At 59.4% G+C, this 20,937-nt stretch carries 16 protein-coding genes; 9 read left to right on the top strand and 7 right to left on the bottom strand.

Translation table 11 applies throughout. From position 1 onward, the window contains the following. Nucleotides 1-169: 169 nt before the first annotated feature. The gene (locus tag AC1D19_RS00515) at nucleotides 170-1,462 is read right to left on the bottom strand and encodes a glycosyltransferase (RefSeq protein WP_477761959.1); all 1,293 of its coding nucleotides are present in this window, start codon (nucleotides 1,460-1,462) and stop codon (nucleotides 170-172) included. Between the two features lie 74 nt (nucleotides 1,463-1,536). Beyond that, on the bottom strand, nucleotides 1,537-1,899 hold the full coding sequence (locus AC1D19_RS00510; protein ID WP_477761958.1) for a response regulator: 363 nt from the start codon (nucleotides 1,897-1,899) through the stop codon (nucleotides 1,537-1,539). A gap of 256 nt (nucleotides 1,900-2,155) precedes the next feature. On the opposite strand from AC1D19_RS00510, the gene AC1D19_RS00505 reads away from it, so the two are divergent. The 4 genes from AC1D19_RS00505 (at nucleotide 2,156) to AC1D19_RS00490 (ending at nucleotide 8,211) form a co-directional block, all read left to right on the top strand. Then, on the top strand, nucleotides 2,156-5,647 hold the full coding sequence (locus tag AC1D19_RS00505; protein ID WP_477761957.1) for a response regulator: 3,492 nt from the start codon (nucleotides 2,156-2,158) through the stop codon (nucleotides 5,645-5,647). Between the two features lie 17 nt (nucleotides 5,648-5,664). Next, entirely contained in the window at nucleotides 5,665-6,480 is an 816-nt protein-coding gene (locus AC1D19_RS00500; protein WP_477761956.1) for a CheR family methyltransferase, read from the top strand. Between the two features lie 94 nt (nucleotides 6,481-6,574). Next, complete coding sequence (locus AC1D19_RS00495) at nucleotides 6,575-7,837, top strand: hybrid sensor histidine kinase/response regulator (RefSeq protein ID WP_477761955.1); 1,263 nt, start codon at nucleotides 6,575-6,577, stop codon at nucleotides 7,835-7,837. Further along, nucleotides 7,834-8,211 (top strand): response regulator, encoded by a 378-nt coding sequence (locus tag AC1D19_RS00490; RefSeq protein ID WP_223458099.1) that lies wholly within the window; start codon nucleotides 7,834-7,836, stop codon nucleotides 8,209-8,211. Before AC1D19_RS00495 ends, AC1D19_RS00490 begins: the two co-directional genes overlap by 4 nt. Nucleotides 8,212-8,215: 4 nt before the next feature. Here the strand turns inward: AC1D19_RS00490 and AC1D19_RS00485 are convergent, their stop codons facing one another. Both AC1D19_RS00485 and AC1D19_RS00480 read right to left on the bottom strand, forming a co-directional pair. Then, entirely contained in the window at nucleotides 8,216-8,338 is a 123-nt protein-coding gene (locus tag AC1D19_RS00485) for a hypothetical protein (protein ID WP_477756357.1), read from the bottom strand. 45 nt (nucleotides 8,339-8,383) lie between these two features. Next, complete coding sequence (locus AC1D19_RS00480) at nucleotides 8,384-9,439, bottom strand: tetratricopeptide repeat protein (RefSeq protein WP_477761954.1); 1,056 nt, start codon at nucleotides 9,437-9,439, stop codon at nucleotides 8,384-8,386. A gap of 185 nt (nucleotides 9,440-9,624) precedes the next feature. On the opposite strand from AC1D19_RS00480, the gene AC1D19_RS00475 reads away from it, so the two are divergent. Genes AC1D19_RS00475 through AC1D19_RS00465 form a run of 3 tightly spaced genes read left to right on the top strand, consistent with a single transcriptional unit; the run spans nucleotide 9,625 to nucleotide 12,920 of the window. Beyond that, on the top strand, nucleotides 9,625-11,760 hold the full coding sequence (locus tag AC1D19_RS00475) for an FUSC family protein (RefSeq protein ID WP_477761953.1): 2,136 nt from the start codon (nucleotides 9,625-9,627) through the stop codon (nucleotides 11,758-11,760). After that, nucleotides 11,750-11,950 carry a DUF1656 domain-containing protein gene (locus tag AC1D19_RS00470; RefSeq protein ID WP_108217534.1) on the top strand — a complete coding sequence of 67 codons (201 nt, stop codon included), beginning with the start codon at nucleotides 11,750-11,752 and terminating at the stop codon, nucleotides 11,948-11,950. Before AC1D19_RS00475 ends, AC1D19_RS00470 begins: the two co-directional genes overlap by 11 nt. Nucleotides 11,951-11,954: 4 nt before the next feature. After that, a complete protein-coding gene (locus tag AC1D19_RS00465) occupies nucleotides 11,955-12,920 on the top strand; it encodes an HlyD family secretion protein (RefSeq protein WP_477761952.1) in 966 nt (321 codons plus the stop codon). Nucleotides 12,921-13,121: 201 nt separating this feature from the next. Here the strand turns inward: AC1D19_RS00465 and AC1D19_RS00460 are convergent, their stop codons facing one another. Genes AC1D19_RS00460 through mexE form a run of 3 tightly spaced genes read right to left on the bottom strand, consistent with a single transcriptional unit; the run spans nucleotide 13,122 to nucleotide 18,987 of the window. Further along, nucleotides 13,122-14,543, bottom strand: coding sequence for an efflux transporter outer membrane subunit (locus tag AC1D19_RS00460; protein ID WP_477761951.1), 1,422 nt, complete (start codon nucleotides 14,541-14,543; stop codon nucleotides 13,122-13,124). After that, entirely contained in the window at nucleotides 14,543-17,722 is a 3,180-nt protein-coding gene (locus AC1D19_RS00455; RefSeq protein WP_477761950.1) for an efflux RND transporter permease subunit, read from the bottom strand. Before AC1D19_RS00455 ends, AC1D19_RS00460 begins: the two co-directional genes overlap by 1 nt. An 11-nt stretch (nucleotides 17,723-17,733) precedes the next feature. Beyond that, complete coding sequence (mexE, locus tag AC1D19_RS00450; protein WP_477760215.1) at nucleotides 17,734-18,987, bottom strand: multidrug efflux RND transporter periplasmic adaptor subunit MexE; 1,254 nt, start codon at nucleotides 18,985-18,987, stop codon at nucleotides 17,734-17,736. 373 nt (nucleotides 18,988-19,360) lie between these two features. Between mexE and AC1D19_RS00445 the strand changes: the two genes are divergently transcribed. Together AC1D19_RS00445 and AC1D19_RS00440 are read left to right on the top strand one after the other, a co-directional pair. Then, nucleotides 19,361-19,678 carry a helix-turn-helix domain-containing protein gene (locus tag AC1D19_RS00445; protein WP_477755940.1) on the top strand — a complete coding sequence of 106 codons (318 nt, stop codon included), beginning with the start codon at nucleotides 19,361-19,363 and terminating at the stop codon, nucleotides 19,676-19,678. Continuing rightward, a complete protein-coding gene (locus AC1D19_RS00440; RefSeq protein ID WP_477761949.1) occupies nucleotides 19,671-20,930 on the top strand; it encodes a type II toxin-antitoxin system HipA family toxin in 1,260 nt (419 codons plus the stop codon). Before AC1D19_RS00445 ends, AC1D19_RS00440 begins: the two co-directional genes overlap by 8 nt. The last annotated feature ends 7 nt before the right edge of the window (nucleotides 20,931-20,937 follow it).

Below are 20,937 nucleotides of genomic sequence, written 5' to 3'. Positions count from 1 at the left end.
TGGATACAGTTGTTTATGCGCCAAATGCTTTATCGCATTTGGCGGAGAGGGGTTTTATAGCAACTAAAAAACAGGAAAGCCACTCATGCGACTCAGGCAGGAGTGGCGGGGTGTTTCGTATTGTTAATAAGTTATCTAGTGAGTTTTATACAGGGTTATTTTCGGCGACTCATTGGGCCCGGTTTTTCGCTTCAATCCATTGCGCCATGTATTGAGTACTTTTGTGGTGGTGATGGCGCAACATGCTGCCGGTAAAGTTATCTCGCCGAATGTCGGACAGGTGCCGCTGACAAGCAACCAGCCGTTCAATCAACGCCGGGCCATGAATGGACGGCTGGTAGCGACTGGCCAACAAAGCGCGGGCTTGATTCTGGGCGCTCAACCATAGGGCCTTGTCGTTGTGCAGTTGCACGGCATGATCGGCGAACTCGCGTGCCGAACGGGTCACTGCACCGGGCCAAGTCTCTTCGCCATGCATCGCCTCCGCACCGACTGGCGTCGTCACATTCGGTGTGCCACAGAGCATTGCATCGACGATTTTGCCCTTGATACCTGCGCCAAAACGCAAGGGCGCCAGGCACACCCGCGTCGCCGACATCACCTGCAAGGCGTCCTCTGCCCAGTTCATTACGTGGAACCCCTGCGCCGCGTTATGTAGCGCAGTGGCCTTGGGTGGTGTGTAGGCACCATAGATATGCAATTGAGCGCTGGGTAGTTGCTCGCGAATCAGCGGCCAGATCGCGGTTTTCAACCAGAGCACCGCATCCCAATTGGGTGCATGGCGAAAGTTGCCGATATGCAGAAAGTGCGCCCGGTCTTCGAACGCTACCGGTGCGCTGGCCGGAAGATCGACCATCAATGGGCACCAGTGCAACAAGTTGCGTGGAATCCTGAACTGCTCGACCAGCAATTCGATTTCCACTTCGGAAACCATCAGCGTCAAATCACAACGATAAAACGAGGCGATTTCGCGCTTTGCCAGATCGGTGTTGGCCATGTGTTCAAATTCTTCACGCTCTGCCTGGGCGAACAGGCCACTGAAGTCATTGTTGTCATCACTGGTTTTCAAACGCTCCTTGAGGCGTTGATGCCGGCCATGCCTGAGGCTTTGCAGGTCGCAGCTTTCGAGCACGCGCAGGGCATCGGGACAATGCTTCTCGACCCGCCATCCGAACTGTTCCTCCATCATGAATTGATCGAACAACACGATGTCCGGCGCCAGTTCGCTGATGAACTCGTCGAAACTGCTGTTGTTCAGCTCGATCGGCACTTCGCGAATGCCCAACGCCGTCAGGTCTGCGCGTTGTTCGCCGAAGCCCGCCGGGCTGCTGAACGTGATGTCCCAGCCTTGCTGCAGGAAAACCTCGAGGATTTGCATGACATGCCCGCTGGCCGCGGAAGAGCGGGGCTCGGGCCAGACGTAACCAATGACCAGGACTTTGGTTGCGCGGGGCTGGTTCATGTACGGGAATTCCTTGAAGCGAAGACAGGGCAGGGACGAAAAAGGCGCGCATTAAACCACAGCGGATCGCAACGTCACTCGAGAATGTCTTTGACCTTGTCGCGCAACTGATCGATGGAGAACGGTTTGCCGATCAAGTGCATGCCTTGAGGCACTTCGATGGTTTCGGCATAACCGCTGGCAAACAGGATCGGCAAGGCTGGACGTAAAACACGTGCTTCATTGGCCAGTTCGCGGCCGTCCATGTTCGGCAAGCCCACGTCGGTCATCATCAGATCAATGTGCTGGCTCAAGTCCTTGAGTGTCTCCAGCGCCTGCTCGCTGCCATTGGCTTCTAGCACCTTGAACTCCAACTCCTCCAGTACATCGACGATCAGCATGCGCACGATGGCATCGTCTTCGACGACAAGGATGGTGGAGCCGTTGACGGATGACATAGTGAGATTCCCGATAAAATTGGCATTGCCAGCGTTCGAAAATACCAGCTTCTTGCATCAGTAAGTGGCGGATCCCGACAAGTTCCCGACGCGATGCAAAAAAGAGTGCGGCGCAGGTCACGCAAGGATAACCCGCCGCTTTGCGCGGTCGCAGCGGAATGTAGGACCTTGCGCGAAACCATGTCAGAAAATTGGATCAATGTGCCAGTTTTGCGGCAAACTCCTTGCATCCCGACAGTTCGACAAGGCCTGACCCATGACCTCCGCGTCCACGGTTGATGAGCAACGATTTCGTAAACTCCTGAGCCGCAACATCAGCCTGCCGTTGGGTCTGGGCCTCATCAGCGCGGTGTTCTTCGTTTCGCTGATCAGCTATTTACTGTCGACGATCCAGTGGGTGCAACACACCGACCGGGTGATCAATAACGCCAATGAAGCGCTCAAGCTGACCGTGGACCTGGAAACCGGGATGCGCGGTTTCCTGCTCAGTGGCGACGAACATTTCCTCGATCCCTACGAAACCGCCAAACCGCGAATTGCCGTGGCCCTCAACACCTTGCTCGAGCTGACCGCCGACAACCCGGTGCAGACTGACCGCTTGCTGCGGTTGCAGGCATTGCAGCTGGAATGGGCCAGCTACGCGCAATCGCTGATCGATTTGCAGCGCAGCAGCGGTGACTATCGCGCCGTGGTCAAGGCCGGACGCGGCAAACGCCTGACCGATGAAATTCGCAAGCAATTCGAGGACGTGATCGACTCCGAGCAACAACTGCGCACCGCTCGCAATGAAGACGTGCGGCGCACCACAGTCTGGAGTATCAGCCTCTATCTGTTGTTCATTGCCGGCGTCAGTGGCTTGCTGGCGTATGTCGGGCGCCGCGATTTGCTCAATCTTTCGCAAAGCTACGGCGTCAACCTCGCTGCCCAACAGGCCAGCGCCCATCGCCTGGAGCAGCAAGCCTGGTTGCGCAACGGTCAGACTCAACTCGCCGGGCAGGTGCTGGGACAGTTGAGCCTGAGCCTGCTGGGACGCAATATTCTGCAATTTTGTGCGCAGTACCTTGGCACCGCCGTGGCGGCTATTTATGTGCGCGAAGACCACGGCGGCCTCAAACGCATCGCCACCTACGGGTTTTCCCGTGAGCAAGAAGAGCGGGAGCAACAGATTTACAGCGAAGAAGGCATTGTCGGCCAGGTGGCGCAACAGGCACGGTTGATTCGCCTGGACGAGGTACCGGTTGATTACTTCAAAGTCAGCTCCGGCCTCGGCGAAGGTTTGCCGCGCAGTGTGCTGGTGGTGCCCACCAGTGATGACGAGCGGGTCAATGGCGTGATCGAACTGGGCTTTCTGCGCTCACTGACGGACCGTGACATTGAATTGCTTGAGCTGATTGCCGGCAACATCGGCACCTCGATCGAGGCTGCACGCTATCGTCAGCGTTTGCAGGAGGTGTTGGCCGAAACCCAGCAACTCAACGAAGAGTTGCAAGTTCAGCAGGAAGAGCTCAAGACCGCCAACGAAGAGCTCGAAGAACAGTCACGGATTCTCAAGGAGTCCCAGGCGCACCTGGAAATCCAGCAGGTGGAGCTGGAGCAGACCAACGAACAGCTCGCCGAACAGGCACAAGCTCTGGCCGAGCAACGCGACGCCATGGAGCTGAAGAATACCGAGCTCAATCAGGCCCGGATCCAGCTCGAAGAACGTGCCGTAGAGTTGCAGCGCTCGAGCAAGTACAAGTCCGAATTCCTCGCCAACATGTCCCACGAGTTGCGCACGCCGCTGAACAGTTCGTTGATCCTGGCCAAGCTGCTGGCGGAAAATCCGGAGGAAAACCTCAGCGCCGAGCAGGTCAAATTCGCCGAATCGATCTACTCCGCCGGCAATGACTTGCTCAACCTGATCAACGACATTCTGGACATTTCCAAGGTCGAGGCCGGCAAGTTGGAGATCCGTCCGGAGAACACCAGCGTGGCGCGTCTGGTCGAGGGCCTGCGCGGTCTGTTTCAGCCGTTGGCGTCGGACAAACAGCTGGATTTCCAGTTGGATGTGCAGGACGGCGCGCCGCTGATGCTGTTCACCGACCGCCAGCGCCTGGAGCAGGTGCTCAAGAACCTGCTGTCCAACGCCGTCAAATTCACTGAAAGCGGCAGCGTGTGCCTGTCCGTCGCCACGGTGCCGAACGACGGCATCGCGTTCAGCGTCCGTGATTCCGGGATCGGCATTGCGGCGCAGCAGTACGACAGCATTTTCGAGGCATTCCGTCAGGCCGATGGCACCACCAATCGGCGTTATGGCGGCACCGGACTGGGTTTGTCGATCTCCCGTGATCTGGCGGCCTTGCTCGGCGGCTCCATCAGTGTGACCAGCACGCCGGGGCAGGGCAGTGTGTTTACCCTGGTCTTGCCACAGCAATACATAGAACCGGGCGAAGGGCCTGTCGAACTGATGCGAGCCGCTCCTGTGGCGGCTGCGCCGAGTGTATTGCCGCCCACATTGTCGCCACTGATGGCCGACATCGACATTCCGCGTTTCGACGACGATCGCAACAACGGTCCGTTCACCCGCCGCTGCATTCTGGTGGTGGAAGATGAGCCGAACTTTGCGCACATCCTCTACGACCTTGCCCATGAACTGGGTTATCAGTGCCTGGTGGCCCATGGCGCCGACGAAGGCTACGACCTGGCCAAGACGTTCATCCCCGACGCGATCCTGCTGGACATGCGCCTGCCGGATCACTCCGGCCTGACCGTGCTGCAACGCCTGAAGGAACACGCCGAAACCCGGCACATCCCGGTGCATGTGATTTCGGTCGAGGACCGGGTTGAAGCAGCGATGCACATGGGCGCCATTGGCTATGCGGTCAAACCGACCACCCGCGAGGAACTCAAGGACGTATTTGCACGCCTCGAGGCCAAGCTGACCCAGAAGGTCAAGCGCGTGCTGCTGGTCGAGGACGACGACTTGCAGCGCGACAGCATTGCCCGCCTGATCGGCGACGATGATCTCGAGATCACTGCCGTTGGCCTGGCGCAGGAGGCGCTGGACCTGCTGCGGGCCTCGGTTTTCGATTGCATGATCATCGACCTCAAACTGCCGGACATGCTCGGTAATGACCTGCTCAAGCGCATGTCCAGCGAAGACCTCTGCTCCTTTCCACCGGTCATCGTCTATACCGGGCGCAACCTGACCCGGGATGAAGAGGCTGAACTGTGCAAGTATTCGCGTTCGATCATCATCAAGGGCGCACGCTCGCCGGAGCGGCTGCTGGATGAGGTGACGCTTTTTCTGCACAAAGTCGAATCGCGGTTGTCCCATGAACGGCAGAAGATGCTCAAGGTCGCTCGCAGCCGCGACAAGGTCTTCGAGGGCCGCAAAGTGCTGCTGGTGGATGACGATGTGCGCAACATTTTTGCCCTCACCAGTGCGCTGGAGCAAAAAGGCGCAGTGGTGGTCATTGGTCGCAACGGCCGCGAAGCGATTGAACGATTGAATGAGGTGCAAGACATCGATCTGGTGTTGATGGACGTAATGATGCCGCGGATGGATGGTTTCGAAGCCATTGTTGAAATCCGCAAGGACCCGCGCTGGCGCAAGCTGCCGATCATCGCGGTGACGGCCAAGGCCATGAAGGACGACCAGGAGCGCTGCCGGCAGGCCGGCGCCAACGATTACCTGGCCAAGCCCATCGACCTGGATCGCCTGTTTTCGCTGATTCGTGTGTGGTTACCGAAGGTGGAACGTATCTAGTGGAGCGCAATTTTTCAATGGAGCGAAACAGCGAAATCGAATTGCGCTTGTTGATCGAGGCGATTTACCTCAAGTACAGCTACGATTTTCGCGATTACTCCGGCGCTTCGATCAAGCGCCGGGTCAACCATGCGCTGAGCCAGTTCGAGTGCAACACCATCTCGGCGTTGCAGGAAAAGGTCCTGCACGACCCCGCCGCGTTCATGCAATTGCTGCAATTGCTGACCATTCCGGTCAGCGAGATGTTTCGCGACCCTTCGCACTTCCTGGCCATCCGCAAGGAGGTGGTGCCGCTGCTGCGAACCTACCCTTCGCTCAAGATCTGGATCGCCGGATGCAGCACCGGTGAAGAGGTGTATTCGATGGCCATTGTGCTGCGCGAAGAAGGCTTGCTCGACCGCACGATCATCTACGCCACTGACATCAATCCGCGCTCGCTGGAAAAGGCCAGGCAAGGGATTTTCTCGATGGAGAATGTCCGCGCCTACACTGCTAATTACCAGCAGGCCGGTGGCCAGTGTTCTTTTGCCGACTACTATACGGCGGCTTATGGCTACGCGATTTTCGACAAGACACTGCGCGAGAACGTGACCTTCGCCGATCACAGCCTGGCGACGGACAGCGTATTTTCAGAAACTCAATTAATTTCATGTCGTAACGTACTGATTTATTTTAATAAAAAACTTCAGGATCGGGCATTCGGACTGTTTCATGAATCCCTCTGCCATCGCGGTTTTTTGGTGTTGGGCAGTAAGGAAACCCCGAATTTTTCAGCCTTCGGCAATCAGTTCGAGCCGCTGGTCAAACAAGAGCGGATCTACCGAAAATCATGAACAGTGCAACGAACTTGCCGGCTATCGAAGTGATCGTGATCGGTGCCTCCGCCGGTGGCATCGGCCGTCTGCCTGTCGAGCTGGAACGAATCGCATGCTAAGTAATATCCAGGCCAATCTGCTGATCGTCGACGATCTGCCGGAGAATCTGCTGGCGCTCGAAGCGCTGATCAAGCGTAAGGACCGAATCGTGTACAAGGCGCAGTCCGCCGACGAAGCCTTGTCCCTGCTGTTGCAACACGAATTCGCCATGGCCATCCTCGATGTGCAGATGCCCGGCATGAACGGTTTCGAGCTGGCCGAGTTGATGCGCGGTACAGAAAAAACCAGGAATATTCCGATCGTCTTCGTCAGCGCCGCCGGGCGTGAACTGAACTACGCGTTCAAGGGCTATGAAAGCGGCGCCGTGGACTTCCTGCACAAGCCGCTGGACATCCTCGCGGTCAAGAGCAAGGTCAATGTGTTCGTCGACCTGTATCGCCAGAGCAAGGCGATGAAGGAACAAGTGCTGGCCCTGGAGCAGAGCCGCCGTGAGCAGGAGGCATTGCTCAAGCAACTGCAAAACACCCAGTTGGAACTGGAGCAGGCGGTGCGCATGCGCGATGACTTCATGTCCATCGTCGCCCACGAAGTCCGTACGCCGCTCAACGGCCTGATCCTGGAAACCCAGTTGCGCAAGATGCACCTGGCCCGGGACAACGCCGCCGCCTTCACCCTGGACAAGATGCACGCCATGGTCGACCGCGACGAACGGCAGATCAAAAGCCTCATACGCTTGATCGAAGACATGCTCGACGTTTCGCGTATTCGCACCGGCAAGTTGTCGATCCGGTCGACGTGTTTCGACCTTTCGACGCTGGTTCGCGACGTGATGCACAACTTTTCCCAACAAATCGACGCCGCCGAGGCGTCGGTCACGCTGGATGCCGAGCAACCGGTGATCGGAAATTGGGATGAATTTCGTATTGAACAGGTGATTTCCAACCTGTTGAGCAACGCTTTGCGCTACGGGGCCAAGGGCCTGGTCTCGGTGAGAGTCTACAGTGAAGAGGGCCGGGCGCTGGTGGACGTGCAGGACCAGGGGATCGGTATCAGCGAAGAAAACCAGAAGCGGATTTTCCAGCAGTTCGAACGGGTATCGGCCAAACATATCGGTGCCGGACTGGGCTTGGGATTGTTTATTTCAGAACAGATTGTCACCGCCCATGGCGGTACTATTACGGTCCAGAGCAGGATTGACGAAGGCGCCTTGTTTCGCGTTTGTCTGCCGCTGCAGGAAAACAGCCGGATAAACGCAACCTCTGATCGACCCCACGGTCGTATCAGCAGCAATCGACCGAACAAAGGCTTCCCATGAGCGAAGATGCACAAGATGTAGTACTCGTCGTCGAGGACGATCCCTCGATTCTGATGGTGCTGTCCGCTTATCTGTCGGGCGAGGGTTACCGCGTGTTGCAGGCGGAAAACGGCGAGCAGGCTTTTGAAATCCTCGCGAGCAAACCGCACCTGGACATGATGATCACCGACTTCCGCCTGCCCGGTGGCATCTCCGGCGTGCAGATCGCCGAACCCGCCGTGAAGCTGCGACCGGAACTCAAGGTGATTTTCATCAGCGGCTATGCCCAGGAAATCCGTGAGACCGACAGCCCGATCACCCGCACGGCGCCGATCCTGGACAAACCTTTCGATCTGGATAAATTGCAGGAACTGATGCAAGACATGCTTTCATAAGCATTCAGGCGCTGATCATCTCCCGCACCTTCGCCGTCAACAGATCAAAGGTAAAGGGCTTGGTGATCATCTGCATGCCCGGATCGAGAAACCCGCCGCGCACTGCCGCAACGGGCTGCCTTTTCACTTGACCCTGGGCCGGGACGACGGTTCAACGAAATTTCAGGCGGGGTCAAAGCCCTTGTTGCAACGCCGGATCATCGGGGTTCATCTGTTCGAGTTGGGCCAACAGGATCTGCACGTTTTGCAGTTGCCCGCTTTCCTTCCAGTAACTGATCAGCAGCACCCGTGCCTTGCGATCGTTCGGATGGCGCTGAACGATTTCCTGCAACTGTTTCTGCGCCGCGTCGAGCTCTTGCTCACTGTGCAATGTGGTGGCCAGGTCGTAGCGGTAATCCCGGTTATTGGGCTCGAGTTCAACGGCTTTGGACAGGCCGAGCAGGGCGAATTCGCTTTGCTCGTGATGCAGCAGCCAGAGCCCCAGGGCATGTTGCAGGTAGGCCGAATCGGGTTGTGCCTGGAGTTGCCTGGCCAACAACTGCCGGGCGGCGTCGTTTTGGCCCTGTTTATCCAGCACTTCGATTTGCAGCACCAGCGCCGGCAGGTTGTCCGGTGCCAGGCGCAGGGTGTTGTCCAGCGCCTGTTGCGCTTCCTTGAGCTCGGCGTTGTGCAGGTGCAGCCGGGCCAGTTGGTATTGGTTATCGGCGCTTTGCGGCTCGCTCTTGAGCACTTGCTCCCAGGCATCGATGGCTTGCTCCAGCGGCCCGAAATACAAGCCGAGTTCATCCGGAGACAAACCCAGCAGCGCGTTGATTGCGGCCAGCCGCACGCTTTGTTCGCTGTCATCGAGCAATGGCCCCAGCAGCAGACTGCGCTGGCCGCTCGGTACCAGGCCGCTGATACTCCTGATCGCAGCGATACGGACCTCGGGCGACTCGTTCTGCAGGTCGGCATCCGCCAGTTTCAGGGCCACCGAGCTTGGATAGTTGGGCAGCTCGGCATGCAACCAGACACGACGCTTGGGGGACAGGTCCGGACGGCCCAATTGCTGATAGAGCACCCGTGCGGCACCGGGTTGACCACCCCGGGTAGCCGCCAGTGCTTCGCTGTAGCCATGTTGTATGGCTTCGGGAACCACCGGGGCGGTATTGCGCAGAGAAACCCACGCTAGGCCGATGACGAGCAGGGCAAAGAGGCTGATAAACAGATAGCGGCGGGACTTGGGCATGCAGGAATCCGGAAGCTGGCGAGCTTTTGCAAAGGTCGCCAGCTTCGGTCAGGCCAGGCTTTGAGTCAAACCTTGACGACGCTCACTGGCGATTCAATGGGCCTGCAAGCGGTGTCGACAGCAAAACCTGTCGAGGCCCCGCAGCAGTGACTACGCTTGCTGGAGGTGTCTCGACGAGTGTTCCCATGCAAGCGTTGTTGCAGTACTTCAAGGCCATGCTCAACCCCGGCCCCGGGGTGTTGCTGTTTACCCTGCGAACCATCGCGGCCGGTTTGTTGACACTGTATCTGGCGTTTTTGTTCGATCTGGACCAACCCAAGTGGTCGATCATGGCCGTGGTCATCATCAGCCAGCCACTGGGCGGCATGGTGCTGGCGCGCAGTTTTGGCCAAGTCATCGGTACCACCATGGGGGCGGTCGTGGCGGTGGCAATCATGGCGATATTTGCGCAGGCACCGTTGCCGTTCATCACCACCCTGGCCCTGTGGCTGGCGCTGTGCACCGCCGGTGGCACGCTGTTGCGCTACACCAGCTCCGGGGCATTCGTGCTCAGTGGCTACACTGCCGTGGTCATCGCATTGCTGGCGATTCCCGATCAGGACGGCACCTTTTTGCTGGCGGTGACCCGCCTCACCGAAACCTTGCTGGCGGTTGCCTGCGTGTGCGTGGTCAGCCTGCTTACCGCCAGGCCGGAAGCCGTGGCACGGGACTATTTCGCGAAGATCGATCAAATCACCCGGTTGCTGGCCACCCATGCCAGCGCCGTCATCCGCACCGAAGAGAGCGAAGCGGATTTCCAGCACCGACAAATGCAGCTGTTGGGGCAGATCAGCGGCCTGGAGGGTGTGCGCCGGCACATGTATTACGATGCCCCGCGCTTGCGCAGTGCCAACGGCCTGGTGCAACTGTTGGGCAATCAATTGGTGTTGTTGACCGCGCGGTTGACCGCCTTGCGCCACCAGCGGTTGTTGTTGACCGAGCGCTGGGAGGGCGAGTTGCCTGAAGAAATTCAACGGCTGCGCGCCGAAGAACTGGCCTTTCTCGATGAACTGGCGCGGCAGGGGCGTTCGCTGTCCAGTGAAAAGCGCCATCATTTCACGTCGCTGCAACAACGCTTTGATGAGCTGGCCTACAGGGCCGAACAATTGACTGAGCCGCTGCCGGCCACCTTGCGCTCGCTGGCCTGGTCGTTGCGCTGGGAGCAAGCACGCCTTCTGCAGCAACTTGAGCAGATTCTGGAGTTGAGTGATGCCATCCAGAGCGGGCGACCCGCCAGCAGCGTGTTTCGCGGGCGGGAAAACCCGCTGCACCTGGACTTCACCCTGGCGACCATGAATGCCGTCCGGGCCTTTTCCGCGCTGTTGATCGCCGGCCTGATCTGGATCGAAACCGGTTGGGACGGTGCGCGAGGCGCGATGGTGCTGGTGGGCATCCTGTGTTCGCTGATGTCGACGTTTCCCCGGCCGCTGCTGGCCGTTCAAAGCTATGCGCGGGGGTTCGGGCTGGCGCTGGTGGCCTCGGCACTGCTTCAGTTCATGTTTGTGCCGATGATCAGCAATTTCGAGATGCTTGCCTTGTTGCTGGCGCCCTTGCTCTACGCCGTTGCGGTGGGCCTGGCCAGTCCCGCCACTACAGGTACCGGCATTGGCCTGGGGCTCACGACTTTTCTGTTGCTCGGCCCGTTGAACGTGGGGATTGGCCAGAACACCGCGATCCAGTGGTTCGAGTTTGCCGGCGCTTATACCTGCGCGACCGTGCTGGCGTTGAGTGTGTATGCGTTGATCTTTCCGTTCATGCCGGATTTGCGCATGCGGCGGCTCCACAAAGAGAGCTGCGAGCAGGTGTACGCCTTGTTGAAAACCTCGGCGACCGATGAGCAGCAGTTTGCGTTCGAGAGCCGTATGGTCGATCGCCTGACCATGATGCTGGGGCTGCTGCCGGCGACCCGGGAGCCACAATCGCGTGAGCGGTTCCAGGTCAGCCTGGCCTGCATGGCACTGGGTATTGCCTTGAATCAGCTCAGGCAGCAGGGGCAGAACAACGCACTGCTGAGTCCGGATCTGCAAAGTCGCCTGTTCTCGACAGTGCGGGAAACGGGGAGGCTGGTCGCCGGTCGGCCCGGGGTCGAAGTGGCGCTGGTGCTGGATAGCCTCCACACCCTGGGCGACGAACTGGATGCCCTGCATACCGATGTTCATGAGCACTTGTGGTCGGTGTTCCGTATGCGCGTGTCGCTGTTGATCGTGGTGTCGTTCGTCGAGCGTTATCGCGGCTACTTTCAACCCGCAGGCCTTGAAGGAGACCCTGTCCTTGCCCATTGATCTGGAAGTGGGTGGTGCCTACCTGCCCCCGATTGCTCAGGCGCTGCTGCTGGGCGTGCCGATTTTCCTGCTGCTGGACTGGACGTTGCGGCGTCTCGGTGTGCTGCAGTTTGTCTGGCACGAAGCGTTGTTCGAAGGCGCGCTATACGTCTGCGTCTGCGCCACATTGATCCTGGTGATGGGAGCCTGATGCCTTGAAGAACATCCTTTCCCGACTCACGACGCTGGCGGTGGTACTGCTGGCCGTTATCCTGGGTTGGTTCGCCTGGGAACATTACACCCGCGCCCCCTGGACCCGGGATGCCCGGGTGCGTGCCGATGTGGTGACCTTATCCGCCGACGTTTCGGGGCGAATCGTCGGCCTGACCGTGCAGGACAACCAGCATGTGAACAAAGGCCAGGCGTTGCTGGAGATCGATCCGGCGCGTTACATCCTGGCGGTGGAGCATGCCAAACGTGCCGTTGAGGTGGCGAAGGCCTCGCTCGGGCAGGCCCAGGCGACCATTACCGCCAGCGAAGCGTTGCTCAAACAACGTCAGAGCGAAGAGCAACGGCGGCGTACGCTCAAGGATCGTTCGGCGATTTCCGGCGAAGAGTGGGAAAAAGCCAACACCGACGTGTCGGTGGCCCAGGCTGACTTGCTGCGTAATCAGGCCAACCTGGTGTTGGCCCAGGCTAACGTGCAACTGGCCATCGCGGCCTTGACCCAGTCCGAGCTCGATTTGCAGCGTACCCACGTCGTCTCCCCGGTGACTGGATATGTCACCAATCTGCTGACCCGGGAGGGCGACTACGCCTCGGCCGGCGGTCCATTGCTGGCGTTGGTGGACAGCGATTCGTTCTATGTCAGCGGTTACTTTGAAGAAACCAAGTTGCCGCGGATCGGGGAGGGCGACCGGGTCAAGATCGAGTTGATGAGTGGCGAGACGTTCGGCGGCAAAGTGCAGAGCATCGCCTTTGCCATTGCCGACCGGGAAAACCTGCCCGGTGGCCGCCTGCTGGCGAATATCAACCCCAGTTACACCTGGATCAAGCTGGCGCAACGGGTGCCGGTGCGGATCGAGATCGATGCCGACTATGCCGGTAAAAACAACCTGAGGGCGGGGACTACTGCCACGGTCACCGTTCAGGAAAACCAAAAATCTGAGGATCACCGCTAACCCGGTAGGAGCTGGCTTGCCAGCGAAAGCATTGTGTCAGCCAACATGAAAAGTGACCGATACACCGCATTCGCTGGCAAGCCAGCTCCTACAGGGGGGATGGGTAAGTCCTGGGCAAAAAAAGCCCCGCGACCGAATGAGACGCAGGGCAAGGAAATTGGTTGGCTGCGGCCAACCAAAGGAGCGCATTAAAACATCGGGTCAGTTGCTGGCGACCGTCTCCGGCTGCCAGCCACCGCCAAGGGCCTTGTAGATCGCGACGATGCCGCGATACAGGTCGACTTCAGCCTGGGCCTGGGTGTCTTCGGCGGCCAGGCGTTCCCGTTGGGCGTCGAGCAGCACAAGGAAATCGGCCGAGCCTTCGCGGTAGCGGATCTCCGCCAGGTCGGCGGCCGAGCGGCTGGACTCGCTCTGGCGAATCAGCGAGATCAGGCGCTGCTGACGTTTGCCGTAGTCGCTGAAGGCGTTTTCCGATTCTTCCAGGGCCAGCAACACGTGTTGCTCATAGGTCGCCAGGGCGCCTTCGGCATCGGCGTCGGCACCGCGCAACCGGGCCTTGACGCTGCCCAGGTCAAACGCCGCCCAAGTAATGCTCGGGCCCAGCGCCCAGGCGTTGGCCGCCGAGGAACCGATCTGCGAACCGCGCCCGGCGGTAAAACCGAGGAAGCCGCTGAGGCTGACCCGCGGGAACAGGTCAGCCTTGGCCACGCCGATACGTGCCGTGGCCGACGCCAATTGGCGTTCGGCACTGCGAATGTCCGGACGGCGTTGCAGCAGCTCACCCGGATCACCGATCGGCAATGCCTTGGCGATCGCCGGCAGGTCTTTCGGGCTCATGTCCACGGTCAGCTTGTCCGGACGTTCACCCAGCAGGGTGGCGATACGGTTTTTCTGCCGAACCTGTTCGGCCTGCAGTTGCGGCACGCTGGCCTCGACTGACGCGAGTCGCGCATCGGCACGCTCCACGTCGAGCTGATCACCGACGCCGGCATCACGCAGGCTGACGGTGATCTTGCGCGACTCCTGCTGGTTCTGCAGGTTGGCCAGGGCTATTTTCTCCCGCAGTTGCGCCCCGCGCAGTTGGCCGTAGGAATCCACCAGTTCGGCAATCATGGTGACTTGCAGTTGGTACAGATCGGCCTCGAACGCCTGTTGTTCGGCGTTGGCCGACTCCAGGTTGCGCTGGATGCGGCCGAACAGATCGATCTCCCACGCCATATCCAGGCCCAGGTCGTAGCGTTCACTGTTGACCCGGTCGGTGGTCTGGCCGGGAATCTGGCCTTTGCCCAAATCACTGCTGACGCGGCTGGTGATGGTCGGCATGGCATCGTTGCTGACGTCATCGCGGATCGCCCGTGCGGCTTTCCAGCGGGCGAAGGCGACGCGCAGATCGCGGTTGCCTTGCAGGGATTGCGTCACCAACTGGTTGAGGGTCGGGTCTTCGAACTGCTGCCACCAGATGCCTTCGAAACGCGAGCGGTCAAAGTTCTTCTGGCCGGCGGCGCCATCGGTGGCGGTCGTGATATTGGCCGCCTCGGTGGTTGGCGTCTTGTAGTCCGGGCCGACGGCACAGGCACTCAGGGCCAGTACCAGCAGGCTCGGCAGGAAGGCTTTCAAACTCATCAATGCGACTCCAGCTTCAGGGCGGCCTTGGCGGCTTTGCGCGCTTGGCCGCGCTCGACAAAGTTACGAATCAGTACGTAAAACACTGGCGTCAGCAACAGGCCGAAGAAGGTTACCCCAAGCATCCCGGAGAACACCGCTACACCCATGGCGTGACGCATTTCGGCACCGGCACCGCTGGAGAACACCAGCGGCACGACGCCCATGATGAACGCGAAGGAGGTCATCAGGATCGGCCGCAGACGCAGACGGCAAGCTTCCAGAACCGCCGCCAGCGGGTTTAGGCCTTCGAGCTGTTTGTCCTTGGCGAACTCGACGATCAGGATCGCGTTCTTGCAGGCCAGGCCCACCAGTACGATCAGGCCGATCTGGGTGAAGATGTTGTTGTCACCGCCGGAGGCGATCACCCCGGTGATGGCCGACAGCAGAGTCATCGGTACGATCAGGATCACCGCCAGTGGCAGGCTCCAGCTTTCGTACTGAGCCGCCAGTACCAGGAACGCCAGCAGCACACAGAGCGGGAACACGAACAGCGCGGTGTTGCCGGACAGGATCTGCTGGTAGGTCAGGTCGGTCCATTCGTAGGTCATGCCGTTCGGCAGTTCTTCCTTGAGCAGTTTCTCGATGGCTTTTTCGGCCTGGCCGGAGCTGTAGCCGGGGGCTGCCGCACCGTTGATTTCAGCGGTGATGAAGCCGTTGTAGTGCATCACGCGGTCGGGACCCGAGGTGTCGCTGACCTTGATGAAGGTCGCCAGCGGGATCATCTCGCCCTTGTTGTTGCGCACTTTCAGCTGGCCGATCTGGTCGGATTCGAGGCGGAACTGTTGTTCGGCCTGAACGTTGACCTGATAGGTGCGCCCGAAGCGGTTGAAGTCGTTGGCATACAGCGAACCCAGGTAAATCTGCAGGGTGTCGAAGATGTCGCTGACGGCCACGCCGTGGGTCTTGGCTTTTTCCCGGTCGATGGCAGCATCGACCTGTGGCACGTTCACCGTGTAGCTGGTGAACAGGCCGGCCAGTTCCGGCACGCTGTGGCTCTTGTTGATGATGTTCATGGTTTCCTTGTACAGCTCTTCGTAGCCCAGGTTGCCCCGGTCTTCGATCTGCAGGCGGAAACCACCGATGGTGCCCAGGCCTTGTACCGGCGGCGGCGGGAAGATCGCCATGTAGGCTTCCTGGATGTTCGCGTACTGGCCGTTCAAGGCACCGGCAATCGCACCGGCGGACATGCTCGGGTCTTTACGTTCGTCGAACGGTTTCAGGGTCACGAACACGATGCCGGCGTTCGGGCTGTTGGTGAAGCCGTTGATCGACAGGCCCGGGAAGGCCACCGCGCTTTCCACGCCCGGCTGTTTCAGGGCCAGGTCGGACATGCGCTTGATCACGTCTTCGGTACGGTCCAGGCTCGAGGCATCCGGCAGTTGCGCGAACGCCACCAGGTATTGCTTGTCCTGGCCGGGGACGAAACCAGTCGGGGTGCTGGAGAAACCGAAGAAGGTCAGGACCATCAGGCCGGCGTACAGCAGCAGGGCGATACCGCTTGAGCGGATCACACGGGCAACGGTGCCGACATAACCATGGCTGGCTTTCTCGAAGAAGCGGTTGAACGGACGGAACAACCAGCCACCGAAAATCTTGTCCAGCACCTTGGAGAACCGGTCTTTCGGTGCGTCATGGCCCTTGAGCAATACCGCGGCCAGGGCCGGTGACAGGGTCAGCGAGTTGAAGGCCGAGATTACCGTGGAAATCGCAATGGTCAGGGCGAACTGCTTGTAGAACTGGCCAGTCAAACCGGAGATAAACGCCGCCGGAACAAACACCGCACACAGCACCAGCGCCGTGGCAATGATCGGGCCGGTCACTTCACGCATGGCGCGTTTGGTGGCTTCGACCGGGGTCAATCCAAGCTCGATGTTCCGCTCGACGTTCTCCACCACCACGATGGCATCGTCCACCACGATACCGATCGCCAATACCAGACCGAACAGCGACAAGGCGTTGAGCGAGAAACCGAACAAGTGCATCACGGCAAAGGTACCGATCAGCGATACCGGCACAGCGACCAATGGAATGATCGAAGCGCGCCAGGTCTGCAGGAACAGGATCACCACCAGCACCACGAGGATCAGCGCTTCGAAGAGGGTGTGAACCACCGCCTCGATGGAGCCGCGCACGAAGATCGTCGGGTCATAGACGATGCTGAAGTCCATGCCTTCGGGGAAGCTCTTCTTCAGTTCGGCCATTTTGGCCCGGACTTCATTGGAGATTTCGATAGCGTTGGAACCAGGACGCTGGAAGATCGGGATCGCCACTGCCGGCTGGTTGTTCAGCAGCGAACGCAAGGCGTATTGGCTCGAACCCAGTTCGACGCGAGCGATGTCCTTCAGACGAGTGATTTCACCGTTGTCGCCAGAGCGAATGATGATGTTCTCGAACTCTTCCTCACTGACCAGACGGCCCTGAGTGTTGACCGACAGCTGGAATGCGGTGGCATTCGGTGCAGGAGGTGCACCCAGCGCACCGGCCGCCACTTGACGGTTCTGTTCGCGAATTGCCGTGACCACATCGGTCGCGGTCAGGTTGCGCGAAGCGGTCTTGTTCGGGTCCAGCCATACACGCAGCGAGTAATCGCCCATGCCGAACAACTGCACATCACCGACACCGCCCAGGCGCGCCAGCTCATCCTTGATGTTGAGCAGAGCGTAGTTGGACAGGTACAGCATGTCGTAGCGTTTGTCCGGCGAGGTCAAGTGCACCACCATCGTCAGGTCGGGCGACGCCTTGTCCACGGTGATACCGATGCGCGTCACTTCCTCGGGAAGTTTCGGCTCGGTGCGGGTCACGCGGTTCTGCACCTGCACCTGGGCGTTGTCCAGGTCGGTACCCAGGGCAAAGGTGATGGTCAGGGTGATCTTGCCGTCAGCGGTGGATTGCGAGGACATGTACAGCATGTTCTCGACGCCGGTGATGGCTTGTTCCAGCGGCGCGGCCACGGTTTCGCCGATGACTTTCGGGTTGGCACCCGGGAAGTTGGCGCGGACCACCACGGTCGGCGGCACCACTTCCGGGTATTCGCTGATCGGCAACTGGAACAGCGAGATCGCACCGGCGATCAGGATCAGCAGCGACAGCACCGCTGCGAAGATCGGCCGCGAAATGAAGAATTGGGAAAAATTCATCTTGGAATCCCTTAACCGCGTGGGGTCGTGGCAGCCAGTTTCACAACCGTACCCGGCGCAACCTTGGCAGGTGCGACTTGAGGCAGGTTACTGGCTTCCAGCGCTTGGCGTTGTTGTGCGAGAGCCGCGAGGGTTTGTTCGCTGGCCATCGGAATCACCTCAGGGGTGACCGGTGAGCCAGGGCGCACCCGTTGCAGGCCCTTGACGATGATGGTGTCGTCCTTGTTCAGACCGTTGCGCACGATGCGCAGACCTTCGATCTTCGGACCCAGTTCCACCGCGCGGTAGGCGGTCTTGTTGTCGGCATCCATCACCAGCACGAACTTCTTGCCCAGGTCGGTGCCGACCGCCTCATCGTTGATCAGCATGGCGCTGTACGTACCGCTGCCCACCAGTTTCAGGCGTGCATACAGGCCCGGGGTGTAGCTGCCATCGCTGTTGTCGAACACGGCGCGGCCACGGATGGTGCCGGTTTTCGGGTTGACCTGGTTGTCGACGAAGTTCATCACGCCCTGGTGTGGGTTGCCGTCCTCGTTGGACAGGCCCATATAAACCGGGGTGGTGGCGCCGCGCTTGCCCTGGCGAGCGAGCTCCGTGTACTTGAGGAACACACGCTCGTCCGCGTCGAAGTAGGCATACACCTTGTCGGTGGAGACCACGCTGGTCAGCGGGGTGGTGTCGGCGGTCACCAGGTTGCCGGCGGTGATTTCCGCACGGCTGACGCGGCCGCTGATCGGTGCGGTGACGCGGGTGAAGCTCAGGTTCAGCTTGGCCAGGTCCAGCTGTGCCTGAAGAGCGCCGACGGCGGCGCGGGCTTCCTGGGCGGCGCTGGTACGCGAATCGGCCAGTTCAGCGGAAATGGCGTTGCTGGTGCGCAGGCGTTCACCGCGCTGGGCTTCGTTTTCGCTACGGGTCGCATTGGCGCGCGATTGTGCAACCAGTGCTTCGAGGCGGCGGACCTCAGCCTGGAACGGACGCGGGTCGATCTGGAACAGCAGGTCGCCTTTCTTGACCAGGGCACCCTCTGTGAAGGCCACTTCATCGATCTGACCTGAGACCCGTGGACGAATCTCGACGGTTTCCGGCGCTTCGAGGCGGCCGGTGAATTCGTCCCACTCGTTGACCGGTTGTTCCAGCACCTTGGCCACGCTGACCTTGGCTGCTGGCATGCTGGCGGCGGTTTCCGGGGCCTTGCCGCAAGCGCTGATCACCACTACGGCCAACAAAGCCAAGGGGAAGCGCAAATGTTTGAGTGACTGTTCCATGGATGCATCCGCCAATGTGTTGAGATTGGCGAATGATGCGCGGCGGGTTTGTATCGGACGAATCGAATGGGGCGAAGGTAACTATCATTCGGAATGATATGAGACCCAAGCCAGCCCTCTAGCCTGCGCCTTGTGTCAGGGGGCGATCAACTCGGTTGATGGCAATTGTGTGTTTCCATTTTTGCAATGGTCCGGCTTAAGACTGAGTCATGGTCGAATCTTCCCGTAAGTAGCATTAATTCCAATAAACTGTGTGTAATGGCTACAGTACCTATATAAAGCACAGTTTCAGGGAATTACTCGTCTTGAACTGGATGCTGGTTAATTCCATAATTGCGGGTATTAAGTGGCGTATAGCGTCGGAACACACATTATGTTGGATTTAAGCTTCAGCAAGCCGAGTGAGATCGTCAAGCGGCTCTGCAATCGTCTGCGCACGGAGCGGCTGGCTTTGCAGATGACGCAAGCCGAAGTGGCCGGTCGCGCCGGTATCGGGACCAATACCGTTTCCAACCTTGAAGCTGGGCGCAATGTCGGGTTCGAGAATGTGGTCCGCGTGGCCATGGTCCTTGGACGAACCAAGGAGCTCGAAGGACTGTTCTTGCCAAAGCTCGATAGCCTTGAAGACATTCGCCGATACGAAAACACTGTCAATCGTCATCGCACCAAGAGGAAGTCCGATAATGCTTGAGCAGGTTGACGTCTACTACGAGGGGTGGGGTGAACGTTGGCTGTGGGGCACGCTTGTGTCTACGACCGCTATCACCGGTCGCCCACAGATTGTGTTTGAGTACAGCAATGAAGCGAAGAGCAGAGGCCTGGAGCTGTCGTCCTACACACTTCCATTGGACGGCCCCCAACTACGTCGAGGTTTTCCGTCCCATCAGTTGGGCCTGCCAGGGCCTATCTATGACTCGTTGCCTGACGGTTGGGGCCTGCTGCTGATGGACCGGTTGTTCAGGCGCCGCGGCCTCAACACAGCACGCATAGGACCTCTGGAGCGGTTGGCCTATGTTAGTAATAATGCCATGGGGGCAATGTCGTTCGAGCCCGTGGCTCCCGAAGGGCAGGAGCCGCAAGCGCATATCCCCCTTGAGCTGCTTGCAGCTGAGATTCAGGAAGTTCTCAATGGGGAAGGTGGGGAATTCCTGCAGACGTTACTGTTGGTAGGGGGCTCCCCTCAAGGCGCCAGGCCAAAGGCGTTGGTCTATCGCGATCCTCAAAGTGGAGCCTTCACCACCGCCGCCAAGCCGGGCTTTGAAGCCTGGCTCATCAAGTTCCCGGCAAAAGAAGAACATCCCGAGGTGTGTGCTATCGAAATGGTCTATGCCGAGTGCTTGCGCATGTGCGGCATCCAGACCCCGGACACCCGGCATTTCAGTCTGCCCAACGGGCTGGCAGCCTTCGCGAGTAAGCGCTTTGATCGTATGGACGGCAAGCGCGTGCCCATGCAAAGCCTTGCAGTCTTTACCGGGGCCGACTACAAGTCACCGGGGGCCTTGGACTATGTCAACTTCTTGCGTGCGACGCAGATGTGCACCAACGATGTGCGAGAGAAAGCTATCGCCTTCGAGCGCGCCGTCTTCAATGTTGCATTCAACAACCGAGACGACCACCCCAAAAACTTCGCCTACGTCATGTCGCCATCTGGTGCATGGCAGCTGGCGCCAGCCTACGACGTGACTTTCTGCGAGGGACCGGGCGGTTATCACCAGATGGACGTGATGGGCGAGGCCTTGGAGATTGATCGAGACGCGATGCTCAGACTTGCAGACGAAGCAGAGGTCTCAGTGGAGACTGCTGGCGGCATCATTGACAAAATTTGCAACGTCGCGAGCCAGTTTGCGACCATCGCCGAGAACCTGTACCCACGCGTGATCACCCAAGACACCCTGGATACCATTCAAGGCCGAATCGACGAGAACATCGACCAGCTGCGCTAACACCATT

This window comes from Pseudomonas sp. P1_C12 (assembly GCF_056406435.1).
This window is presented reverse-complemented; position numbering and strand designations above follow the sequence as displayed.